At 72.6% G+C, this 21,482-nt stretch carries 17 protein-coding genes, 1 tRNA gene and 1 pseudogene; 9 read left to right on the forward strand and 10 right to left on the reverse strand.

Going from position 1 to position 21,482, the window contains the following annotated elements; translation table 11 throughout:
* Window position 1: 1 nt before the first annotated feature.
* Window positions 2-1,486, reverse strand: coding sequence for an MFS transporter (locus ACGFRB_RS04645; RefSeq protein ID WP_393238947.1), 1,485 nt, complete (start codon window positions 1,484-1,486; stop codon window positions 2-4).
* A gap of 560 nt (window positions 1,487-2,046) precedes the next feature.
* On the opposite strand from ACGFRB_RS04645, the pseudogene ACGFRB_RS04650 reads away from it, so the two are divergent.
* Window positions 2,047-2,575 (forward strand): annotated as a pseudogene (locus ACGFRB_RS04650) (IS701 family transposase); the annotation flags it as partial.
* 344 nt (window positions 2,576-2,919) lie between these two features.
* Here ACGFRB_RS04650 and ACGFRB_RS04655 read toward each other — a convergent pair.
* The 3 genes from ACGFRB_RS04655 to ACGFRB_RS04665 form a co-directional block, all read right to left on the reverse strand.
* On the reverse strand, window positions 2,920-3,246 hold the full coding sequence (locus ACGFRB_RS04655; protein ID WP_393238950.1) for an IPT/TIG domain-containing protein: 327 nt from the start codon (window positions 3,244-3,246) through the stop codon (window positions 2,920-2,922).
* Window positions 3,247-3,336: 90 nt separating this feature from the next.
* Entirely contained in the window at window positions 3,337-3,642 is a 306-nt protein-coding gene (locus ACGFRB_RS04660) for an IPT/TIG domain-containing protein (protein WP_393238953.1), read from the reverse strand.
* A gap of 99 nt (window positions 3,643-3,741) precedes the next feature.
* Window positions 3,742-3,996: an IPT/TIG domain-containing protein gene (locus ACGFRB_RS04665; protein WP_363004005.1), complete on the reverse strand. Its 255-nt coding sequence runs from the start codon at window positions 3,994-3,996 to the stop codon at window positions 3,742-3,744.
* Between the two features lie 783 nt (window positions 3,997-4,779).
* Between ACGFRB_RS04665 and ACGFRB_RS04670 the strand changes: the two genes are divergently transcribed.
* Both ACGFRB_RS04670 and ACGFRB_RS04675 read left to right on the forward strand, forming a co-directional pair.
* The gene (locus ACGFRB_RS04670; protein WP_393238957.1) at window positions 4,780-5,094 is read left to right on the forward strand and encodes a plasmid stabilization protein; all 315 of its coding nucleotides are present in this window, start codon (window positions 4,780-4,782) and stop codon (window positions 5,092-5,094) included.
* Window positions 5,095-5,371: 277 nt separating this feature from the next.
* Window positions 5,372-6,331: an NmrA/HSCARG family protein gene (locus tag ACGFRB_RS04675; protein ID WP_393238960.1), complete on the forward strand. Its 960-nt coding sequence runs from the start codon at window positions 5,372-5,374 to the stop codon at window positions 6,329-6,331.
* Window positions 6,332-6,920: 589 nt separating this feature from the next.
* Here the strand turns inward: ACGFRB_RS04675 and ACGFRB_RS04680 are convergent.
* The 5 genes from ACGFRB_RS04680 to ACGFRB_RS04700 all read right to left on the reverse strand — a co-directional run bounded on the left by ACGFRB_RS04680 (window position 6,921) and on the right by ACGFRB_RS04700 (window position 15,428).
* Window positions 6,921-8,339: an amidase gene (locus ACGFRB_RS04680; RefSeq protein WP_393238963.1), complete on the reverse strand. Its 1,419-nt coding sequence runs from the start codon at window positions 8,337-8,339 to the stop codon at window positions 6,921-6,923.
* A 309-nt stretch (window positions 8,340-8,648) separates the two neighbouring features.
* The gene (locus ACGFRB_RS04685; RefSeq protein WP_393238966.1) at window positions 8,649-11,792 is read right to left on the reverse strand and encodes a hypothetical protein; all 3,144 of its coding nucleotides are present in this window, start codon (window positions 11,790-11,792) and stop codon (window positions 8,649-8,651) included.
* Complete coding sequence (locus tag ACGFRB_RS04690) at window positions 11,793-13,685, reverse strand: HSP90 family protein (RefSeq protein WP_393238969.1); 1,893 nt, start codon at window positions 13,683-13,685, stop codon at window positions 11,793-11,795.
* A 401-nt stretch (window positions 13,686-14,086) separates the two neighbouring features.
* Window positions 14,087-15,052 (reverse strand): hypothetical protein, encoded by a 966-nt coding sequence (locus ACGFRB_RS04695; RefSeq protein WP_393238972.1) that lies wholly within the window; start codon window positions 15,050-15,052, stop codon window positions 14,087-14,089.
* A gap of 291 nt (window positions 15,053-15,343) precedes the next feature.
* A tRNA-Leu gene (locus tag ACGFRB_RS04700) sits at window positions 15,344-15,428 on the reverse strand.
* Between the two features lie 179 nt (window positions 15,429-15,607).
* Between ACGFRB_RS04700 and ACGFRB_RS04705 the strand changes: the two genes are divergently transcribed.
* A complete protein-coding gene (locus ACGFRB_RS04705) occupies window positions 15,608-16,012 on the forward strand; it encodes a hypothetical protein (protein ID WP_393238975.1) in 405 nt (134 codons plus the stop codon).
* Window positions 16,013-16,109: 97 nt separating this feature from the next.
* On the opposite strand, the gene ACGFRB_RS04710 is transcribed toward ACGFRB_RS04705, so the two are convergent.
* Window positions 16,110-16,550 (reverse strand): nuclear transport factor 2 family protein, encoded by a 441-nt coding sequence (locus ACGFRB_RS04710; RefSeq protein ID WP_393238978.1) that lies wholly within the window; start codon window positions 16,548-16,550, stop codon window positions 16,110-16,112.
* A 250-nt stretch (window positions 16,551-16,800) separates the two neighbouring features.
* On the opposite strand from ACGFRB_RS04710, the gene ACGFRB_RS04715 reads away from it, so the two are divergent.
* The 5 genes from ACGFRB_RS04715 to ACGFRB_RS04735 all read left to right on the forward strand — a co-directional run bounded on the left by ACGFRB_RS04715 (window position 16,801) and on the right by ACGFRB_RS04735 (window position 21,379).
* Window positions 16,801-17,598: a hypothetical protein gene (locus tag ACGFRB_RS04715; protein ID WP_393238981.1), complete on the forward strand. Its 798-nt coding sequence runs from the start codon at window positions 16,801-16,803 to the stop codon at window positions 17,596-17,598.
* A 108-nt stretch (window positions 17,599-17,706) separates the two neighbouring features.
* Window positions 17,707-18,135 carry an NUDIX domain-containing protein gene (locus ACGFRB_RS04720; protein WP_361236253.1) on the forward strand — a complete coding sequence of 143 codons (429 nt, stop codon included), beginning with the start codon at window positions 17,707-17,709 and terminating at the stop codon, window positions 18,133-18,135.
* Between the two features lie 454 nt (window positions 18,136-18,589).
* Window positions 18,590-18,958, forward strand: a complete 369-nt coding sequence (locus tag ACGFRB_RS04725) for a BlaI/MecI/CopY family transcriptional regulator (RefSeq protein ID WP_361236250.1) — start codon at window positions 18,590-18,592, stop codon at window positions 18,956-18,958.
* 83 nt (window positions 18,959-19,041) lie between these two features.
* Window positions 19,042-20,013, forward strand: coding sequence for a serine/threonine dehydratase (locus ACGFRB_RS04730; RefSeq protein WP_393238985.1), 972 nt, complete (start codon window positions 19,042-19,044; stop codon window positions 20,011-20,013).
* A gap of 157 nt (window positions 20,014-20,170) precedes the next feature.
* Entirely contained in the window at window positions 20,171-21,379 is a 1,209-nt protein-coding gene (locus ACGFRB_RS04735) for an AI-2E family transporter (protein ID WP_393238988.1), read from the forward strand.
* Window positions 21,380-21,482 lie beyond the last annotated feature (103 nt).

A 21,482-nucleotide genomic window follows, 5' to 3' on the forward strand; every position in this document is an offset into this window, starting at 1 on the left:
CTCAGGGCTCCGGCTCGGCCGACAGGGGTGTGGCGATGTCCTCCAGAGAGCGCCGCTCGGCGTCGACAGCGAGGAACGCGGCCACCAGACCCGCCGCGCACATCAGGCCCGCGCCGATCTGGAAGGCGACGACGGTGTCGGACACCACGCCCGACGTGGTGAGTTCGGCGAAGATCAGCGGGCCGCTGATACCGCCGGCGGCCGTACCGAGGGCGTAGAAGAAGGCGATGGCCATCGCCCGGGTCTCCATCGGAAAGATCTCGGAGACCGTGAGATAGGCGCTCGACGCGCCCGCCGAAGCGAAGAACAGCACCACGCACCAGCAGACGGTCAGGGTCGTCGCGGTGAGCGCGCCGCGACCGAAGAGCCAGGCCGTAGCGAAGAGAAGGACGCCGGAGAGAAGGTACGTGGAGGAGATCATGATCCGGCGTCCGACGGTGTCGAACAGCTTGCCGAGCAGCAGCGGGCCGACGAAGTTCCCGGCGGCGATGACGGCGAAGTAGTAGCCGGTGCGGTCGGTCGGCACGTCGAAGAAGGTGATGAGGATGGTGCCGAAGCCGAAGGTGATGGCGTTGTAGAGGAACGCCTGCCCGATGAAGAGCGACAGGCCGAGCACCGCACGGCGCGGATAGCGGCGGAAGACGGTCTTCGCGACGATTCCGAATCCGATGGCGCGCCGCTGGTGGATGGTGAGGGTGCCGCGCGGGGCCGGCAGCCGGTGGCCGTGCTCCCGTTCGACGGCCCGCTCGACCTCGCCCACCAGGTGTTCGGCCTCTTCGCCCCGGCCGTGGATGAACTGCCAGCGCGGGCTCTCGGGCACATGCCGCCGGACGAGAAGGATGACGAGTCCGAGGACGACGCCGAGGGCGAAACTGAGCCGCCAGCCCACGTCCTCGGGGAAGATGCCGGTGTTCAGCATCACCAGGGAGAGCAGTGCTCCGCCGATGGCGCCGAGCCAGTAACTGCCGTTGATGATCAGATCGACCCGGCCCCGGTACGCGGATGGGATGAGCTCGTCGATGGCGGAGTTGATGGCCGCGTACTCGCCGCCGATGCCGAAGCCGGTGAGGAAGCGGAAGAGGAAGAACCACCACGCTTCGAAGGAGAGCGCGGTGAGCGCGGTCGCGGCGAGATAGACGGCCAGGGTGACCATGAACAGTTTCTTGCGGCCGTGCCGGTCGGTGAGCCAGCCGAAGAACAGGGCGCCGGAGCAGGCGCCGGCGACATAGAGGGCGGCGGCCGTGCCGGTGACCTGGGCGGCGGTGATATGCAGACCGCTGCCCGGTTCGGCGAGCCGGCCGGCGATATTGCCGACGATGGTGACTTCCAGGCCGTCCAGGATCCAGACGGTGCCGAGGCCGACGACGATCATCCAGTGCCAGCGCGACCAGGGCAGCCGGTCCAGCCGGGCCGGGACGGCGGTGGTCACGGTCTTGGTGCTCACGGGGCCGGGCCCGGAAGAGGCCGGTGGCGGTTTCGCGGTCATGGTCCCCTTTCCGGTTCCCTTTCGTCGGGTGCTCGTTCCCGCCCCGAGCGGCGCGTGCTCCGTGGTACGCCTCGCGCGCCGTCGTGCTTCTCGTACTCCTCGTCCTCGTCAGGCGCCGTCGTACGCCTCGCCCGCCGTCGTACGCCTCGGGCTTCACACGCGGCCGCCCCGCACGGCGGTTCGCGCAGCGCGGCTTTCGGGCGGCACGTCCAGCATGGGCGGGAGACGGCGGTCCCACCACGAGACCGTCCGCCGACCGGACGCATACGGTCCACCGGACCGGGGCAGACGTCGGGGACCGAAGGCCCGGCGCGGACCGAGGAACCGGCGAGCCGAGGCGGAACGACGACTTGGGGGGGCGGACTTGGTGGTCGTCCAGGACACACTGGCCCTTCGTACTCCGGCAGTGCCCCTAGTACTGCAGTCTGACTTCGTGATCTTGCTGGTGTGCCCGGCTGGGAACGGCTACGGCCACCGCGTGAGCATCGGGGGTTGTGTGGACTCCTGAAGATCGTGCGGTGGCCGCAGGCCATAGCGTTGACCCTGCCCGCCGGCGGGCGATGTCCGATCAGGTCATGGCCCGGATCGCGGGCCGGTTCGGGCGAGTTGAACCCCGGGCCACGGCCCGCGCCTACCTGCTCGGACCGCTGTCGAGCGTCGAGCGAAAGAACTGCCGGCAACTGGCCGAACAGGCCGGCCATGCCCGGCCCGGGCCGTTGCGGCGTCTGCTGCGCTACGCCCGCTGGGACGCCGATGCCGTCCGCGACGACCTGCGTGCTTACGCCGTCGAACACCTCGGCGCCGACGCGGCGTTCTCGTGGTCGACGAGACCGGCTTTCTGGAGAAGGGCCGATCCTCGGCGGGGTGCAAAGGCAGTACACGGGCACTGCGGGACGCATCGAGAACGCCCAGATCGGCGTGTTCCTCGACTACACCACCGATCGGGGACGGGCCCTGATCGACCGCCGTCTCTACCTGCCCGAGCACTCCTGGTCCGATGACCCCGAACGCCGCACCGCGGCCGGGATACCCGAGACAGTGCGGTTCGCCACCAAGCCCCGTCTGGCCTCGGAGATGATCGCCGCCGCCGCACACCACCCCGCCCGCAACCGCGATCCGATCACGCTGACCGTCCCGGAGATCCGACACCTACTCGCCGCCGCCCTCGGCCCACCAGCCGCGACCGCGGCCAGACTGCCGCACTGGTCCAACTGGCGTCGGCGCCACCAGCAAACGCCCGACACAGCCACTACCGACGACAAGCCGCCGACGAACCCGCTGGATAGATCACGAAACCGCACTGAAGGACTAGATCGCCCAGCGGGCGCCCGCGACGGCGGTCAGATCCTGGAGAGCGCCAGCCCGCTGTTCGGAACGTACCAGCCAATCCGAGGGGCGCCGCCGCACCTGCTGTGGCGGATCAAGCATCGAAATCACTGGACATACGTATATGTGATCACATTGCTTTTCTTTCCCTCGTTATCAAAGGCGACGACATCACAATTCCCTACAATATCGCCCGGAGGTGTCTTGCAGGTGATCTTGGTGTTATCCGAGGAGACATCAATTGCCGGGGCGGGTCCGAAGTGGACGCCGACAACGTTCATGAGCAAGGATCCGCTAATGATGACCTTTTCGTCACCAGCAATCGACCCACTGGCGGGTTGAATAGAGCTCAGCTTGGCGGACATGACGTCTCCCTTTGTTCTGCGCTTCTTGAATTGGGCGCGGAAGTCAATCCTTGAACCCCCGTGGAACATTCAGAAAAACGCGGACAGGCTGCCGCAGGATTTCTGGCACTGAAATTACGGAAAGAGCGCCAGGCGACTTGATGGATCCACCTCGGCGGATTATCCGTCGAGCGAGTCTTCCGTGAATGTGAAGTTGAAATTGCAGGGAATTTTCGCTCCTCTCTTATCCAGGACGACCACGTTCATTTTCCCCGATTGGCACGCCCTGGTCTTGAAACTTACTTTGGACTCGGACGGGTCCGGAACTCCCTGGATGTAGTACAGGTCCGGCTCTTGCTCCGGGACGAACGCCACTTCGCGCACATCCTGCAACGACTTCCCAGTCAGGGCGACCTTCGTGTTACCCCCGGTAGGGCCGTTCGTCGGGTCGAGCCCAGTGATCTTCCGGGTGTGCGAATCATTCATGCCGACTCCCTCTCGGATTGGACAGGTCGAATGCGCATCGTTCGTGGCGGCCTGAACCCGAGGCCGCCACGAACGTGCACCACTTGGGTGGGGCCGGATTCAGTTCACATACGTGAAGGTGATCACGTTGCTCTTGTTTCCGTCGTTGTCGGAGGCGACCACATCTGCATTGCCCGTGTGCCCAGCGGGAGTCTTGCAGGTGATGTGGGTGGCGTCGGAAGTTACCGAGGATGCCGCGATGCCGTTGAATGTGACTGCGGTGACGTTCATCAAGGTGTCCCCATGGATGGTCACCTTCTGACCACCGGAGGTCGGCCCACTGGTGGGATCGATGGAATTGAGCTTGATGGCCATGACTTTCCTTTCGGCTTGGCTTGCGGATTTGTGCAAGGCTCTAATGACCGGCCTTACGCGAGCCCAACTATCGCATCAGGGTGCAGCACAGGCAATCCAGGCGCGGAAAACTAGCTCGGGTGGGCTATCGAATCCGACAGGGCCGTTCCGGTATCGTTCCGATCGGCTCTGGCGCCAGCCGCCGGGTGGCTCGACAGCACCCGAAGTGTTCGCCCACGGCATCGGTCAGGCTCCTGACAGGCGGTGACACCCACCCTCGGGTCGGGCGAAAGGCTTGGGGCCTCGGGCCCCACGGAGCCGGGCTGACGGGCGACGTGACACGCATCAGACAGGTCTTGGTGCGAAACGAGGACCACGGACCGGGGGCTGAGGCCCCGTCACCGCGAGAACCATTGCGGCACCAGGCCAGCAGATCGCCGCCTTCCCCCAACTGCGCCTGTGGCACGACAGGTTGTCGATTCGGGAACAGCACAACCCTCTCGAAACCTGAGGAGTTGGCCGCCGAACTCCGGCACGGCATGGCGCTGTTGTCGGCGGGCCAGACGAGAACCGGTTGCCGCGTGCTTCGCATCGAGAGCGGCCAGGTCCACGCGAGGCTGCGCGTCCGGATGATGCCGGGCGACACACGTCGAGTGGCGGAATCGGCCGCGCCATGACGATCATCGGAGGAACCGGCCGGGCCCCGGGCCGTACACGTGAACCTCCCCGCAGGGGGCAGCGGTCCGTCGCGGGGACCCGTCGCAGCCCCACGGTTCCCGGATTCCCCCAGAGAGAGGAAGGGTCATGCCGCGCGGATCGAGCAGCAAGCGAGAGCGGCAGTACGAGCACATCAAGGAGAGCACCCTGGACCGGGGCGAGAGCGAGAAGCGCGCCCGGGAGATCGCCGCGCGGACCGTGAACAAGGAGCGTGCCCGGGCGGGCGAGTCCAGGACGGCGAGCCGGACCTCCCTGGAGGACATGTCCTCCTCGCGCCGCGGTGGGCAGCGCTCGCACAACGGAGCGCGGGGCCCGACGTACGACCGGCTCTACGCGGAGGCGCGGCGGCACGGGCGCTCGTCGATGAACAGGGACCGGCTCAAGCGCGCGCTGGGGCGGTGATCCCCCGGCGCGGGCGCGCGCGGGCACCCGAACCGGTGACGCGGACGCATGGCGGACGGCCGGGCGGGTAGCCGCCCGAATGGGCGGCCGGAGCGCTCGGCGTTCATATGCGCGCAAGCGGCGGGTGTGGCGTCTTCGCGGGCAGCCGGTCTCGCGATGTCGCGTGCGCCGGGTGTCACGGGCGTGGGCTGCCGGGGACGTCGGCTGTCGCAAGTGTCTGCGGGCCGTCCGCCCCTTGTGAACACCGGAGGAGATCGAAGGAGGAGGATCCGGAAGCATGACGGACAAGCGCATCGTGACCGTGTGCGGCGCGACCGGGAACCAGGGCGGCGGCGTGGCGCGGGCCATTCTCGCCGATCCCGAGGGCGAGTTCGCCGTCCGCGCGCTCACCCGCCGGCCCGACTCGGCGGCGGCGAAGGAGCTGGAGCGGCTGGGGGCCGAGGTGGTGCGGGCGGACCTCGACGACCCGGAGAGCCTGGGGCCGGCGTTCGAGGGCGCGTACGGCGCGTTCCTGGTCACGAACTTCTGGGAGCACGGGTCGGCCGAGCGGGAGAAGGCACAGGCCGGCCATCTGGCCCGGGCCGCCGGGCACGCCGGGGTGCAGCACGCGATCTGGTCCACGCTGGAGGACACCCGCGAGTGCGTCCCCATCGACGACCCGCGCATGCCGACGCTGCAGGGCTCGTACAAGGTCCCGCACTTCGACGCCAAGGCGGAGGCCGACGCCTTCTTCGGGGACGCGGGGGTTCCGACGACGTTCCTGCGGGCCACGTACTACTGGGAGAACCTGCTCGGCGGCTCCGGGCCGTACCGTGCCGACGACGGCACCCTCGTCCTCGACATGCCGATGGGCGACAAGCGGCTCGCGGGGATCGCCGTCGGCGACATCGGCCATGTCGCGCTGGCCGTCCTGCACCGGGGCACCGACCTGATCGCGGCCACGGTGAGCATCGCGGGCGAGCACCTGCCGGTCGCGGACATGGCCGCGCGGATGACAAAGGCGCTGGGCGAGCCGGTGGCGTACCGGCCGCTGACTCCGGACGCGTACCGCGCGCGGGACGTTCCCGGGGCCGACGAGTCGGGGAACATGTTCCAGTTCTACGCGGACTGCGAGGAGCGCTTCACCGGCGCCCGTGACATCGCGGCCGTACGGGCGCTGTATCCCGGCCTCCAGGACTTCGCGACCTGGCTGGGCGGGCATCGCGAGGAGCTGGCCGCCCGGATCCGGGACCACTGAGGAGGCGCGCCCGAACGGCCGCCCGGATACCCGGCCCGGCACCCGCCGGAGCCGGAGGAGACAGGAGGAACGAGGCGAGAACCATGGGTCACCCTCCGAACGATCCCGTGCCTCCGAGCCCCACCCCCGCACCGGGGCCCGGGCCCGGACCGCAGCCCGGACCGGCGCCGGGGCCCGTACCCGCGCCCGGCAGCCCGGATCCGCCGCCGCCCGCGCCGCCGAGGCCCGAACCCGACCCGCAGCCGCCCACCCCCCGGCCCGATCCCTATCCGAAACCGGGCCCGCTGCCCGGCCCCGTGCCCGTCCCGGATCCGGCGCGGCAACCCGATCCGAAACGGTGACCCGACCGGGAACGGCGACCCGATCCGGAACGGCGGCCCGACCCGATACGCGGGGGCCGGGCCCGGAGCGGCGACGGGATCCGGCACGGCGAGCAGCCCCGCGCCCCAGCGGAATCCGGCGCGGGATCGGAATCCGCAACGGCGGCCGGCCGGTCCGTGAGCCCTCGCCCACCGGACCGGACGGCGGACCCGCCGTCCGGACCCGCCGTCCGGACCTCCCGTCCGGACCTCCCGTCCCTCCCCGGTGCTCAGACGTCCTGGATCCGCCGGAAGGGCTGCTCCGCCTCCAGCTGGAACGCGACCTCCAGCAGCGTCCGTTCGGCTCCCGGCCGGCCCGCGAACATCACGCCGATGGGCAGTCCCCCGTCCGTCGTCCGCGCCGCCGGGAGCGAGAGGGACGGGGTGCCGACCACGTTGTCGATCGGGGTGAACGCCACGTACGCGAGGATCCGCTCGATCAGCTCCGGGTACGGCACGTCCGGGCCGAGGTGCCCGATCGGGGGCGTGGTGTGGGCGAGGACCGGGGACAGCAGGAGGTCGTGTCCCCGGAACGCGGCGGCGTACGCCTCCTTGGTGCGTCCGAGGCGGCGCAGCACGCCGGGGGTGTGCCGCCAGTTCGCGAGGTACCGGGCGCGCAGCCCGCGGCTGAGGCCGTCCATGCGCCGGTGGTCGAAGTCCGGCCCGAGGGTGCGGCCGGTGGCGCCTATGAGGAAGGCGAGCATGCCCCAGTAGGTGAGGAAGTCGTCGGTGAAGCGGGGGTCGAGGGCCGGTGCGACGGGTTCGACGGTGTGGCCGAGGCGTTCGAGGAGGGTGGCGGTCTCGGTGACGGCGGCCCGGGTGGCGGCGTCGGTGCGGGCGCCGGCCGGGGAGTCGAGGAACAGGCCGACGCGCAGCCGGCGGCCCGTGGGGCCCTCCATCAGACCGAGCCGGGGCAGGGCGGGGTTGCGCCAGTAGCGTTCGGCGGCGGCGAGGAAGGTGGCGGTGTCGCGGACGGAGCGGCTGACGACGCCGTCGTTGACCAGGTCGATCGGGAGCAGCCTGCTCTGGGCGTTGGGGACCACCCGGCCGCGGGTCGGCTTGAGGCCGACGAGTCCGCAGGCCGCGGCGGGGATACGGATCGAGCCGCCGCCGTCGTTGGCGTGCGCGATCGGCACCGCGCCGGCGGCCACCAGGGCGGCGCTGCCGCCGGAGGAGCCACCGGCCGAGTGGCCGGCGTGCCAGGGGTTGCGGACGGGTTCTGCGTCCCCCTCGTACTCCGTGCTGGGGCTGAAGCCGAACTCGGGCAGCCGGGTCTTGCCGAGCACGGTGACCCCGCCGCTGACGAACTGCCGCACGAACGGGGCGTGTCGGCCGGCCGCTCGCGGAGTGAAGGCGGCGCTGCCGTGGCCGGTGGGCAGCCCGCGGTGGTCACTGTTGTCCTTGACGAAAGTCGGGACGCCGGTGAGCAGTCCCGGGCCGCCGGTGGCCGGGCGCGGGCTTTCGACGTGCACCTGCACCGCGTGCAGCCTGCTCTCCACCTCCCGGACCCGCTCGGCCGCGGCCCGGGCGGCCTCGTCGGCCCCGATCTCGCCGCGCCGGATCGCCGCCGCGAGCCCGACGGCGTCGTGTTCCCCCAGGGCGTCGTCCCGGAAGGCGTGCACCGTGTTCCGTACGTCGATGGTCGTCACCGTTACCTCGCCCGGGGCCGTGTGGATGGTCGGCCGCCATCATGGCGTACCAGCAGGTAACACGCGAGGGGTGGCGGTCACCGGGTGCCGGGCGGTGGGCCCGGCACCCGGTGGCGCTCCGGAGGTTCGCCGGATGCCGTCGCCGCCCGAGGGTCCGTCGCGCCCTCTTCCGACCGGGCCGGTCGGTTCAACCAGCCGACAGGTTCCGATGGTTGGACCCGTGGGTCCGGTTGGGCCGGCTGAACCGGTCGACCGGTTCAGCCGGTTCGGCGTCCGCGGCGGCGGCGCGGGACGGCGCCGCCGTTCGCTTCAGCGGTCCAGGTAGTCCTGGCGCAGCGCGTCCAGGATGCCCGCCGCCTCCTCCATCCCGGCCGCGCGGCAGCGTGCGATCGCCTCGGTCAGCCGGGTGATCGCGTCGGTCAGGCGCTCCAGTCCGTTGCCCTCGATCAGGGCCGCGATGCGGACGGCCTCGGCGCGCGGGAACTCGCCCTCCTCGCCGCCGCGTTCGTGCGCGGCGATGGCCGCCTCCGCCTCGGCCAGGGCCTCGGGGAAGCGTTCGGCACTGGCGAGGACGCGGGCGCGGCGGTAGTGGACGGATCCCGTCTCGTACCAGTGCGCGAAGTCCGTGGTGTCCTCCGGTACGGCGGCCAGCACGGCGTCCGCGCGGGCCAGGTGCGCGAGCGCGGTGTCGAGGGCGTCGTCCGCCCCGGCCACCATCGCGAGCCGGGCGAACTCGCGCGTCATCTCCGCGATCCGGGGCCAGTTGGGCGCCTCCTCGTGGGCGGCGAGGGCGCGGGCGTACGCGGTGTCCGCCGCCTCCGGGCGGTCGGCCATCGCCAGCGCGACGGCGGCGTCCGCGGCGACCATGGTGTGGATGTGGCGGTCCTCCTGCCAGCCGGCGACGGCGTCGGCCACACGCAGGAACTCCTCGGCCGCCGGCAGGTACTCCTCCAGGTCCCGCAGCCCGCGCGCGAGCGTCAGCCGGGCCTGGGCCAGCAGTCGCTCGTCGAGCGCGGGCGCCGTCTCGTCGCCGGTGCCGGCCAGCACGGACTCCAGGACGGCGACGGCGTCGGCCTGCTGGCCGGAGCGCGCCAGTACGTCGGCGAGCTGGAGCCGGGAGTCGGTGGCGTCCTCGAACGCCCCGGCCTGATCGAACCGGGCCGCGGCCTCGGAGAGATGACGTACCGCGCCGCCGAAGTCACCCATGTGCGAGGCGGCATGACCGAGCAGCGCGTACGTGGGAGCCAAGGGGAAGGCGGTGTCGTCGTAGCGGACGGCATCGGCGATCGCCTGGTGCAACAGCTCCACGGCCTCGGCCGGCTGCTCCTTGGCCATCAACAGCCGGGCGAGCAGGGCACGCACCCGCGAGCCGCGCCACGGCCGGCCGGAGGCGGCCACGTCCAGGAGGGCGGCGCGCAGTTCGGTCTCGGCGCGCTCCAGGTCGCCGAGGCTGCCCGCCATGTCCGCGATGTACGCACGGGAGTTGGCCGCCTGGTGCGGCAGGGAGAGCCGCTCGGCCTCGGCTCGCAGCGTACGGGCGCTCTCCTCCACCCGCGCGAGCGCCTCCTTCGAGGGCTCGCCCCCTCGCTTGTGCGCCTCGGCCAGTGTTCCCTGAAGCAGGGAGAAGGTACGGGAGTTGAGGAGGGTGAGGTATTCGACGGCGCGGGCCTTGCCCAGGTCGGTGCCGTACAGGGCTTCTCCCGCACCGGGGTTCTCGCCCGTGAACGGGGCCTTCGTGAAGAGCCGTTCGGCCTCGGCCACGAGCGCGTCGAGAGCGGATCCGGTGGTCTCGGCCACGCCCCGCACCGCCGACGCGGCACCCGTGGACGACTCGGCCCCGGAGGCGACGCCGGTCTCGGAATCCGACCCGGTGCCGGCCCCGACCCCGGACTCGACCCCGGACGCAAAATCGGCCTCGGCGTCGGACTCGCCTCCGGACTCGACCTCGGCGCGCCACGCCAGGGCGCGGGCCCGGGCGGCCAGCGCGTGCCAGGGCATACCGGCCTGCTCGTACAGCCCGGCGGCGCGGGCCAGCCAGGCCACGCCCTCGGTGTGCCGGTCCGTCTTCGCCTGCTGGGTGGCCTCGTGGTCGGCGAGTTCGGCGCGCAGCCGCTCCTCGGGGCCGAGTTCACCGTCGTACGGCACGGGCTCGGGGGCGGTGCCGTCGGCGAGGCGCTCGCCGATCCGGGTCCACAGCCGTTCCGCGCCGGGGTGTCCGTCGAGTTCGAGCCTGCGCGCCTCGTGGACGAGGGCCACGAAGTCGTCGGGAATCGCGGTCACGGTGGCGAGGGCCGGTGCGGGTGCGAGCACGGGGCCGGACGACGCCGCCGCCCCGGCGGGGCGGGTCGAGAAGGCGCGCAGCCCGAGCGGCAGCGGCTCGTCGAGCAGCGGGCGCCGGGCGAGGCGTGCCGTGCGGTCGTCGCCGACGGCGCCGGTGCCGTTGCGCCGGTCGAAGGCGGTGGCGAGCCGGTCCGCCTCGGCGCGGACGTGGGCGAGGAGTGTCCCGGCGGTCCATTCCCGGCCGGCCGGTCCGGCGACCGGGGTGTCGGTGTGGCCGTCCTCGGCGAGCCGGGCCAGCAGCACCTCGACACCGGTGAGGAAGTGCAGGCGGGCGAACGGGGCGCCGTCGGCGGCGAACAGCGGGCGGTTCTCGGCGAGGATCTCCAGGCCCCGGCCCTCGTTGCGGGACAGCGCGCAGAACTCCAGGTGCAGGCCTACCTCGGCCTGCATGCCGGTGTTGCCGCGGACCTGGCGGTAGCCGGTGAGATGGAACGAGCGGGCCTCGTCGAGCCGGCCGGTGCGCAGCAGCGGCAGCAGGGCGCGGGCCTGGCTGGTCTGGGGTTCCTCGGAACAGCTCTGGCTGCGGTCGAAGACCGGGCCCCAGGCGGCGAGGGCCGCCTCGTCGTCACCGGCCCGTACGAGGTGCGAGGCCAGCGCCCGGGTCTCGCACGCCTCGCAGTCGCTCAGCTCGGTGCGGGGCCGGGTGGCCCACAGGTCGTAGGCGTCGTCGACGCCCATGCCCGTGTGGGTGGCGATGTGGTAGCGCATGGCGGCGACCGGCTGGACGCCGTGACCGGCGGCCTCGTACCGCTCGCGCATCCGGTCGGTCCAGCCGCGCACCGTGGCCAGCGGCACCTCGGGCACCTGGAGCAGCGAGGTCGTCACCCACTTGAAGCGCCAGAAAACCTGGCGGGCCTCCCACTCGCTGAAGGACTCGGGCACGGTGTCCCAGAGCTTGAGGAGCCGGGCGAAGACGACGGGCGCCTTGCGGTGTTCGCCGGTGAACTCGTACGCCGACATCAGTTCCAGCAGGGCGGTGACGAGGATGTCGGGCTTGTCGAAGGGCTCGGCCGCCTCGGCGAGTTCCTCGGCGGTGACGGTGCGCTGCAGGCCGTGCGGGCGCTCGTGGTTCTCGCGCAGGGCTTCGAACACGGCCTCGGGGGTGTCGAGCATCTAGAAGTCCTTCCGGGGCTCGGTGCCGGGAGCGTCGTCGCCGGGGGCGGTGGACCCCGGGGCGGTGGTGCCGGGGTGGTGCATGGCGTGGGTGAGCAGGCCGATGAAGGCGCGGTTGAGCAGGGCGCTCTCGCTCGCCTTGAGCGGCCGGCGGCTGAGCAGCAGCGCCTGTCCGTACAGGGCCTCGGCGGTGGTGACGGCGAGGCCGCGCTCGGTGATCGTGACGGCCTGGCGGACCAGCGGGTTGAGGTGGTTCAGGACGAGCTGGGCGCGCGGGGCCTCCTGGCGCAGGGAGCCGAGGATGTCGGCCCACAGTCCGTCGCTGTCGGCGGCGAGGCCGGACCGGGTCCGCTCGTGGCGCGCCTCGCGGTTGTCGAGGAGCAGCGCGGGCGCGGTGACGGGCTGGAAGTCGCGCAGGACGACGTCGCAGTCGTGCAGGCCGACGGTCTCGCGGGCGACGGTCAGGAAGGCCGCGGCGCGCAGTTCGGCGGTGGGGTCGACGGCGTCGAGGTGGGCGGTGACGGTGGCCGGGTCGAGATCGGTGACCGACGTGCCGGGGCGGACCTCGGGCAGCCGGTGGACCAGGTCGTGGTCGTAGGTGTAGCCGCCGTTGACGACGCCGAGACCGGCGGCCGAGGCGATGGGCGCGACCTGCCGGAACTCCTCGACGCTGCGGGTCACCAGGAGCGCCGGGTGGGTGCGGGCGAACTCCTCCAGGGTGACGTTGCCGTCGGTGGTCTCGAACGGCAGCCACGGCAGCACGATCCGCAGCAGCTCGTCGTCGTAGCGGGCGAGCGCCTTGACCGCGAGGTGGTGGGTGTCGATGAAGCGGTGCAGCAGCGCCGGGTCGCTGGCGGCGAGGCCGGTGAGCCAGTCGCGGATCCGGTCGCCGAGGGCGTCGCGTACGGCGGACAGCGTGCCGTCCTCGTACAGCGACTCCCGGGAGGCGGTGGGCCGCAGGCTGGTCGTGTCGACCACGCAGCGCACGAAGAACGCCCAGTCCGGGAGGAGTTCGGGCGCCTGGTCGGTGAGCAGCATGCCCTTGAGGTGGACCCGGTGGCCGGCGCGCTGGGCGGGGCTGACGGCGGTGGGCAGGACGTACGCGACACCGCGCAGCCCGGCCGCCGGGAGGTCCAGCTCGATGGTGTCGAGCGGGGTGAAGTCGAAGAGGGTGCGGCAGTATGTGGTGAGCGCCTCGCGGCGGGCGAGCGGGGAGCGGTGGTCCCGCTCCCACGGCGGCGCCTCGTTGACGCGGTGGGACTCGCCGCGCGCGGTGACGACGGTGACCTCGTGCCGGAGCAGTCCGCCGTAGTGCCGGGCGAGCTCCACGACCCGCTCGGGGGTGGTCCATTCGGCGTTGTCCGCGCGCGGGGTCAGCCGCACGGTGGTGCCGGGCTCGGGGACGGCGGAGGCGGGCAGGGTACGCAGGGTGTAGCGGCCGTCGGAGTGGCCGCGCCACTCGACGGCGGGCGCGGCCGGGTCGGCGGCGGACCGGCTGAGGACCGTGATCTCGTCGGCGACGACGAAGCAGGCGAGCAGGCCGATGCCGAACTGTCCGATGAACTCGCCGCGCGCGGCGTCGAGTCCGGCGCCATCGAAGGCACCGTCGGCGGTCCGCTTGGAGCTGCGCCCGATGGTGGCCAGGAAGCGGTGGACGTCGGCCTCGGTCAGGCCGACACCGGTGTCCGTGACGGTGAGGGTGTCGCCGGTGCGCACGGTGATGGCACCGGGCGCGCCGGGGTCGAGCGCCTGGCGGGCGGTGATGGCGTCGACGGCGTTCTGGAGCAGTTCGCGCAGGTAGACGCGGGGGCTGGAGTAGAGGTGGTGGGAGAGCAGGTCGACCAGACCGCGCAGGTCGACCTGGAAGGTGTGGGACGTCTGGGATGGGGACACCTGGTGAGGTCCTTCGGTGCGCGCCCCGCGCGGTGGCCGGGGCGGAAGAAGACGGAGAGAAGGCGAGAAGGCGAGAAGTCAGGGAGAGGACGGCAGGGGACGACGGCGGAACCGACGAGCGGACGAGCGGGCGAGACGAGCGGGCGGACCGGGGCCGACCGTGGGCGGACGACTCGCGCGTACGGGATACGGCGTGACGTCACGGCCCGCCGGCCGCTACGGCGCGGGAATCACCCTGCGCGCGGCGACGACCGGTCCTGATCGCAGGCCCGGGAGGCCCGGGACTCGCGTACCCGGGCAAAGGACCGCGGCGGCCGGGGACAGGACGTCCCGCCCGGGGAGCGGTCCGGTCCGTTCGCGACCGGCCGACGCGCGGATGCCCGGCCGGGTGCCCGATCGGGTCAGCGGGCCCACTTGCGGAAGGCGGCCGCCGGGTCGATGTGGTCGATGTACTGCCAGGGGAACTCGCTGACCCGGCCCTCGATGGCGTCGAAGCACTCGCGCGCGGTGGTCTTCTCCCCCGCGAGCGCGAAGGCCATGGCGAAGGCGTTGTACAGCTCCAGCCACCCGTCCTCGCGGACGTGGTCCGGGTGCCGGTACGAGTGGTCGGCGGCCTCGTTCAGCGACGCCACGACCTCGGGCGAGGTGATGTACTCCCCGTCCGGACCCGATTCGAGGTCCAGCCACTGTTCGAGGTGGGCGATGGCCACGAGATGGCCGAGCGCGGTGCCGGCGGGCGCGCCGAACACCGACGCGCGCGCGAAGGCGTGCATCTCCTCGTGGGAGCCGCTCCACTTCGCGCAGACCTGCTGGAGGTGCTGCTCGTGCGCGCCGACGTGCCGCGGATCACGGCGTACGGTCGCCTCGAACCGGCGGCGGGCGATCTCCTGGCCGACCTGGAGGCCACGGCCGCTGGTCTGGAGCACGTACCAGGGCGAGGCCCAGCCCGGCTCGAGTTCGGCCGCCTCGTACAGCCACTTCTCGGCCGTCCGCAGCCGCTCGTGGAACACCTGGAACTGTTCGCGGGACACCTGCGAGGCGCGTGCCCCGGTGCGGGCCTCCCAGCCCCAGTCGACATACCGGATCCCGGCCACGAGCCGCGGCAGCGCGGCGTCCGGAGCGGCCTCGGCCACGCCCGGGATCCAGGTCTCCACCCCGGCGGACCCGGCGGCCGCCCACAGCAGCTCCCGCCAGGCCTCGCCCTCGGGCCGCGCCTCGAACAGCGCCCGCAGCGTCTCCCAGTCGCCCGCCTCGGCGGCCGTCCGGGCCCGCGCCACGTCGGGATGACCGGACCCCTTCTGTACCTGTGCGACGGGCCGCCCGGCCCGCTTCGCCAGCGTGCGCCCCCAGTCACGGAGCAACGCCATGTCCCCACCCCTTGATTCGTACGTGTCGGGCGGGGGTCGACGACCACCTCACCCGGTGGAGTAGTGACTATCACGCGCCACTGACACTCGCACACCAGTATCTCCACGGCGGCCGGTTCGGCCCCGGCGGGGGCCACCGTCGGCCGGCACCGGCCGACGCGCGGGTCGACGCACCGGCCGGTGCCCCGGACCGGGGTGGCACGGCACCGGCAGGGGCGGGCGCGGGAACGCGAAACGGCGGTGGGGTGACCGGATTTGCATCCGATCACCCCACCGCCGAACCAACTGCTGTGTCCGAGGGGGGACTTGAACCCCCACGCCCGATAAAGGGCACTAGCACCTCAAGCTAGCGCGTCTGCCATTCCGCCACCCGGACTAGGTGTCTGTCGGCCGTTCGGTGTGTTCCTCGCGGCGACAAGAACTAATCTACCAGCAGTTTCACCCCTCGTGACCCACCTGCCCGGCCATCCCGGCCACCACCCCGGCCGCCTGCCCGGGTGACGAAGACGGTGCCGGGGCGTCGACCCGGCGCGCGGGGCCCGGGATACTGCCGTCATGACGTGCTTCGTGCGGTTCCAGGGGACGACGCGCCATCCGCGAGGGCACTTCCCGGGAGTGTTCGCCCTGGCCAACGGGCTGGCCAGGGACGGCCGGCTGAGCCCGGCGGAGTACCGGTTCTGGCGCGAGTCCAACGACTGGTACGACGCCGCGTATCCCGAGCCGTCGGCCACCGACCCCCGGGTCTACGACCCCGCGCTGAACCCGGGCGCCGTCGCCTGGTTCAAGGGCACGGCCCGGCATCTGATCGAACGGGTGCCGGGCTACCTCGCGTTGCTGGCGGCGCACGAGGTGCCGTGTGTCCGCGTCGAGTCGGCGGATCCGGGGCGGATCGTCTACGAGGACGACGTCCAGGTGGTGGCCGTGCCATGGACGCCGGGCCAGAGCGACCGGGTCCGGTGACGGCATCCGGCGCCGGGGGCCGGGGCACGGGCCCGGGGTCAGGATCCGGGCCGTACGCGGAATCCGGCTCGGCCCGGCGCCGTACGCCGGACCGGGATCAGCCCCGGACCTCCGCCTCGGCGACAGCCTGCGCCTCCTGCGCCTCCAACGCCTGCTGCGCCTCACGCGCGATCCGCTCGAACTGGGCGCCCATCGCCTCGGCGAGGGCCTGCGCTGCGGAGAGCGGGCGGACCATGACGGTCAGGTCGTCGATCCTGCCGTCCTCGTCGAAGTGGAGGAAGTCGCAGCCCTGGACGGCGCGTCCGCCGACCTTCGCGGTGAAGACGAGGGCGTGGTCGCGGCCACCGGGGTCGGCGATCTCGCGGACGTACGTGAAGTCCTCGAAGACCCGCATCACCGCGCGCAGGATCGCGAGGGTGATCGCCTTGCCCGGATACGGCTTGAAGGCGACGGGGCTGGTGAAGACGACCTCGTCGGCGAGAAGCGCCTCGATGGCGTCGATGTCACGGGCCTCGGCGGCCGCGCGGAAGGGGTGCATGTCCGGATCCGTCCCACTCCGTCTCGATCAAGAACCGACTGCCTCTACGGTGAGAAGGCGCGCCCACGCTAGGGGGCGGTCGAACGGATGTCCAGGGAGAGTCCGGGAACGGCCGGGGCCCGTCCGGATCGGTCCGCCCGGGGCCCGGCGGGCGCCCGGACGAGTGCCTGCCGTGTGCCCCGTCGCCTCACACGGGCCCTCGCGGCATAGGCTCGCGGCGGGCGGCGCCCCATGCGAGAAGGAGGAGCCCATGAACTCGACGGAGGAAGCGGAGGAGGCCGGGCAGCGTCTGCACACGGCCGACGTCCTCAACGCGAAGCGGACTCTCGTCCAGCTGCTCGCCCGGGCCGGGGTCCACGCCGGCGACGCGGAACATCTGATCGGTCTCGTCGAGGCGGGCGCGCTCACCGTGGCCCACGATGAGCTGGGCGCGCTCGCGCGGGCCGGCCAGGGCACCGCCGGCGGACTGCCGGGCGCCGCCGGCCCGCCGGGCGTCCCCGGTCTCCCCGAGGGGAAGACCGAGCCGTTCGTGTCCGGCTGGCTCGCCGGCGCCGAAACGATCACCGGCGGACTCGCGGCGCTGGCCGAACGCACCCTGCGCGACACCGTCGGCGCCGAGCCGGGGGCCACCACACCCGGCCCCCGGTCGCCCGTCACCCGTATGGAGGTCGAGCGGGCGAAGGTGGCCGTCCTGCCGCTCTATCTCTCCTTCACCACCGACTCCGAACTCGACCCCGAGGTGTCCGAGCAGGTCCTCACCGCCGTCCTCGGCACGATGACCGCCCGCCGCAGGGCGGGATACGCGGGCCGGCTCACCTCGTTCGCCTCGGAGCACCGGGCCCGGGTGCTGCGGATGTACGCCGAGTACGGGCCCGGCAGCGCCATCGCGATCCACGGCCGCTACTCGCTGCTCCACTCCCCCACCAGCATCGCCGTCCTGGAACGTCTCGTCGTGGCGCCCGCGCCACTGCGGGAGGAATGGGACGCGGCCGAACTGCCGCCCGCCTGGCTGGACGGCCTCACCACCGCCTGGGAGTCCGCGGCCTGAGCCCCTGTCCCCGGATCCCGCCCCGCCTCACCCCACCTCACCCCACCTCACCCCACCTCACCCCACCTCACCCCACCTCACCCCACCTCACCCCACGTCAGGAGCACGATGGACGGCACACCCCTCCCCCGCTCACGCGTCTCGGCGTACGCGATAGCCCTGGACGACGAACGGCTGCTCCTGGCCCGTCTGTCGGACCGCTCCCCGGTCTTCGCGCCGGGCCTGTGGCATCTGCCGGGCGGCGGGATCGACCACGGCGAACAGCCGGTGGAAGCGCTCGAACGCGAACTGCGCGAGGAGACGGGACTCGCCCTGACGGGGGCCCGGCTGCTGGACACCCGGGCGTACACCACCGTGCGCGGCGGTACGCACTGGCACCTCGTCGCCCTCTTCTACGCCGTCGTCCTCGGCCCCGGCACACCCCGGGTCACGGAGACGGACGGCTCGACGGAGGCGGCCCGCTGGGTGCCCCTGGCGGAATTGCGCGAGAGCGAGCTCTCGCCCGCCGCCGCGGACGCGCTGCGCCTGATCCGCTGATCCACCACGCCACCCAGCCACCGAGCCACCGAGCCACCGAGCCACCGAGCCACCGAGCCACCGCCGAACGAGGTCGGCGGCGCGGTGGCACGGCACGCACGGCGGTACGGCACGTACGGCGAGCGACACGGCGGCGGTACGGACCGGGCGAACCTTCGGCGCGACGACCCAGGGGGTGGCCGCCACACCGACTCCTCCGCTGGACATCGCCCGATCCGTACCGCGGACGCGACTCCCCGTGCCCGAGGGAGTGCGTCATGTGACGATCCTGGCCCGCCCGGGTGGACCGGGTCCAGAGGATCATGGCGGCGCGTCCACGCGCTGGCGTGTTCGCGCCAAGGTCCACCAAGGGCCGAGGGCGCCTCGGGCCCGCCGCGCCCCGTGACCCGCGCGTCTACTATGACCCCCTCGAAGAACGACGGGTATCCGCACATCGCGGGAAGGACACGGGGCCATGCGTCGGCTGGGGGAACTCGAGGCGGAGATCATGGACCGCTACTGGCGCTGGAACCGCCCGGCCACGGTGCGCGAGACCGTCGACGACATCAATCGGCACCGGGACGTCGCGTACACCACCGTGACCACCGTGACCACGATCCTCTTCCACAAGGGCTATCTGACCCGAGCCCGGGACGGGCGGGTGTGGCTGTACCGGGCGGCGGCCACCCGCGAGACCTACGCGGCGGCCCTCATGGAGGACGGACTGGACGCGAGCGAGGACCGTCCGGCCGCGCTGCTGCGCTTCGTGGAGTGTCTGGACGAAGCCGAGCGCGCGGCGCTCGGCCAGGCGCTGCGCACGGTGGGTCCCCGGCCCGCGGAGTGACCGCCCACCCCCCTCACACCGCCCCGTCCCGTCGCCCCGCGCACCCCCGCCCGCACCCCACCCGACCGCCGAGGAGCAGCACCGTGCCGACACCGACCGAATCCCGGACCGCACCCCTGACCTACGACGAGGTGGAGCGCGCCGCCGGGCGCATCGGCGGTCTGGTCCGCCCCGTGACCGTCGTGCCCGCGGCGCGTGCGGGCGGCCCGGAGGTGTTCCTGGCCCTGGAGTTCCTCCAGTACACCGGGTCGTTCAAGGCGCGCGGCGCCCGCAACTTCCTCCGCGCCCACCAGGAGGCCGGAACGCTGCCGGAGGCCGGGGTGACGATCGCGTCGGGCGGCAACGCGGGCCTGGCGTGCGCGTGGGCCGCGCGCGAGCAGGGCGTGCGGGCGACGGTGTTCCTGCCGGCGACCGCTCCGAAGGTGAAGGTCGACCGGCTGCGCGGGTACGGGGCGGACGTCCGGCTCGTCGGATCGGAGTACGCGCAGGCGCTGGCGGCCTGCGAGGAGTTCGCGGCCGGGAGCGGGGCGCTGGCCTCGCACGCGTACGACCATCCGCTCATCGCCGCCGGCGCGGGCACCCTCCTGGAGGAGATCCGGCGGGCGGTGCCGGGGCTCGGCACGGTGGTGGTGTCGGTGGGCGGCGGCGGTCTGTTCGCGGGGGTCGCGGCGGCCGCCCGGCACCACGGCGTACGGACGGTGGCGGTCGAGCCGGAGAACTGCCGGGCGCTGAACGCCGCCCTGGAGGCCGGCGGTCCGGTGGACGTGCCGGTCGACTCGGTCGCCGCCGATTCGCTGGGCGCCCGCCGGGCCTCGGTCGCGGCCGTGCGGGCGGCCCGCGAGGAGGGGACGCACTCGGTGCTGGTTCCCGACTCGGCGATCGTCCGGGCCCGCCGGGAGTTGTGGGACACCCATCGCGTCGTGGTCGAACACGCCGCGGCCACGGCGTACGCGGCCCTCGCCGCGCCCGGCGCGAAGGCGTACGCCGCGCCCGGGGAGCGGGTGTGCGTGGTGCTCTGCGGCGCCAACACGGATCCGGCCGACCTGGCGGGCTGACCGCCCGCCGGCTGCCCCGCCCCATCCCGATCCGCACCACTCCGCCCGCACCTGCCGCTCACACCCGTACGGCCGCCGGGACGCGGGGTGTCCCCGGTCGGGCGAATGTCGGGGCGCGTGCGTGGGGCGGGCGCGCCCGGGTGGTACGTCGATGGCCATGCAGCCCACTCGTCCGGCGGTCGCCCCGCTTCTGCGCACGGCCGCCGCGTACGCGTGGCGGGTGCTGGTCGTGGGCGGGCTCGTGTACGCCTTGTTCGTCGTGCTCGGGCGCTTCCACGAGATCGGGGTGGCGGTGTTCCTGAGCCTGGTGATCACCGCTCTGCTGCGGCCGGTCGCCGATCTCACGGCCAGGGTGATGCCGCGCCCCCTCGCGGTGGCGCTCACGCTCGTCGGCAGCATCGCTCTGGTCCTCGGGGTGCTCGTACTCGTCGGCGAGGCGGTGGCGGGTGAGAGCGTCACGCTGGTACGAGAGCTGCGGACCGGTGTGGCGCGGATCGAGGACTGGCTGCAACGGCCCCCCTTCCGGATGAATCCGCGGGCCCTCGCGGATCTGGAGTCCCAGGCCGGGAACTACCTCACCAGCCACCGCTCGGCCCTGGTGAACCAGGCGCTGAGCGGGGTGGGGCAACTGGTCCTGGTACTCACCACGCTGGCGCTCGCGGTGTTCTGCTCGGTGTTCTTCATCCATTCGGGGGATCGTCACTGGAGCTGGTTCCAAGAGCAGTTGCCGCCGTCCGTGCGGGGGCGGGTGGAGATCGGCGGGCAGGCGGCGTGGCGGACGTTCACCGGGTACACGCACGGGATCGTGCTGGTGTCCGCGACGAACGCGGTGCTGGTCGGGATCGCGCTGTGGCTGCTGCGGGTACCGCTCGCACTGCCGCTGGCGCTGCTGGAGTTCGTCGCCGCGTTCGTCCCGCTCATCGGCTCGCCGATCGCGCTCGCGATCGCCGCCGTGGTCGCGCTGGCGTCGCGCGGGCCGCTGGTGGCGGCGGTCGTGATCGCCCTGATCGTGGTCATCGGGCAGATCGAGGGGCATCTGCTGCATCCGCTGGTGATGGGCTGGGCGGTCCGGCTGCATCCGCTGGTGGTGGCGATCTCGGTGGTGGCGGGGGCGATCGCGGCCGGTGTGGTGGGGGCGGTGGTGGCGGTGCCGCTGGTGTCGGTGGTGTGGTCGGTCCATACGGCGCTGCGCGCGGCACGGAAGGCCCCGGCGGACAGCGGGGAAGGTCCGGAAGCGACCGGGGAAGCGGGTAACGGCGTTCCCGGGCCCGAGAACGAACCGCCCAAGGACGGACCGCCCGGGAACGAACCGCCCAAGGACGGACCGCTCGGGGACGGACCTCCCGGGGGCCCGCCGCCTGTGTGACGGTACGCCAGGGCGCGACCGGACACTGAGGGGGATCGGATACCGCAACCGCTACGGCCACGGCCACGGCCACGGCCAGGCCACACATACCGAAGTGGCCGGT

The organism is Streptomyces sp. NPDC048718 (assembly GCF_043198875.1).
Taxonomy (GTDB): domain Bacteria; phylum Actinomycetota; class Actinomycetes; order Streptomycetales; family Streptomycetaceae; genus Streptomyces.